Genomic DNA, 1,466 nt, shown 5'->3' on the forward strand with positions numbered 1-1,466 from the left:
GGGGGGGTGTCCCTATGGGTTTCGTCAAGCGGGGACGGGGCCTGTCGGGCGTGGTTGGTAGGGGATCTTGTCGCGGAGCATGGCGTATAGGACGTCGCAGCGGCGTCGGGCGAGGCAGATGAGGGCGGCGTTGTGGCGTTTGCCTTCGGCTCTCTTGCGGTCGTAGTAGGCGCGGCTGACGGGGTCAGCCAAGGACGCGAACGCGGCGAGGAAGAACGCGCGTTTGAGGTTCTTGTTGCCGCTTCGGGGTGGGTGTTCGCCGCGGATGCTGGTGCCGGATCGTCGGGTCACGGGGGCCAGGCCGGCGTAGGCGGCGAGGTGGCCGGGGGTGGCGAAGGTGGTGCCGTCGCCGACTTCGAGCAGGATCCGGGCGGCGGTCCTGACGCCGATGCCGGGCATCGAGGTCAGGACCGAGGCGAGAGGGTGAGCATCGAGGATCCTTTCGACCTCGCCGGCGACCTGGTCGCGTTGTCGCAGGATGTCGCGGAGGCTGTCGGCGAGGCGGGGCAGGATCGTTTCGGCGGCTTGGGTGCCGGGGACGGTGACGGTCTGCTCGTCGAGGGCGGTCATGATCTGGGCGACGAGCCGCTCACCTATGCGGGGCGCGTGAACGGCGGCGATCGAGGTTAGCTTGCGGCGGCCGGCTTTGCGGAGTCCGGCGGGTCCGCCGCAGCGTGACAGCAGCTCCAGCACAGCCTTGTGGTGCACTTTCGGGCCGAGGACCCGTTCCAGAGCGGGGTGGATCTGGGTGAGTAGTCCGCGGATGCGGTTGGACACGCGGGTGGCTTCGCCGGCGAGGTCGTCGTCGAAGCCGACCAGCACTTCCAGCTCCGCCAGAGCCTCGTCACCGACGTCAACGCGCCGCAACGTGTGCGGCAGGGTGCGGGCGGCGTCGGCGATGACATAGGCGTCGCGGGCGTCGGTCTTCGCGCTGCCGGGGTGCAGGTCGGCGATGCGTCGCATCGCCAAGCCGGGCAGGTAGGCCACCTGATGCCCGGCCGCCCGAGCCACCGCGACCGGCAAGGCGCCGATCGAGGCGGGCTGGTCGACCACGACCAGGACTCGGCCGTGGCGGGCGAGTTTGTCGAACAGCTGCCGCAGCCGGGCCTCGGTGTTCGGCAACGCCGCGTCGTGCAGCCGCTTGCCGTCCGGGCCTAACCCGACCGCGTGATGCCCTTCCTTGCCGACGTCCAAGCCGAGGTAGACGCCGTACCCGCCGTTCACCGCACCCGCCTCCACGCATCGCATCGTGGCCTCGGCCGCTAGTCCAGGCGTCGGACTGCCGGCAGCCACGTTACGAAGAGACCTACCCCGAACACGGGTGGCCGTGTCCCTATCAGCGGTCCGCCGACGCCACCCGACCCGGCGACAACACCCCCCGGATCATCCACACGACAGGGGCAGAAAGTCATACCGGGCCGGGCGACCGAGGGTCCCCGGCTGGGGACGATCAAAAAGGTAACGGG

Annotated in this window: 1 protein-coding gene; it reads right to left on the minus strand. The window is 70.1% G+C overall.

Annotated features, from left to right (window positions below):
* Positions 1 to 24 precede the first annotated feature (24 nt).
* Positions 25 to 1,248 carry an IS110 family transposase gene (locus AB0I71_RS32510; RefSeq protein ID WP_357591191.1) on the minus strand — a complete coding sequence of 408 codons (1,224 nt, stop codon included), beginning with the start codon at positions 1,246 to 1,248 and terminating at the stop codon, positions 25 to 27.
* Positions 1,249 to 1,466 lie beyond the last annotated feature (218 nt).

The organism is Micromonospora sp. NPDC049891, assembly GCF_040660295.1.
Lineage (GTDB): Bacteria > Actinomycetota > Actinomycetes > Mycobacteriales > Micromonosporaceae > Micromonospora.

What these genes read in the sequence shown, in the direction of transcription:
- AB0I71_RS32510 (WP_357591191.1), bottom strand. Translation starts at nt 1,248, where the DNA reads ATGCGATGCGTGGAGGCGGGTGCGGTGAACGGCGGGTACGGCGTCTAC.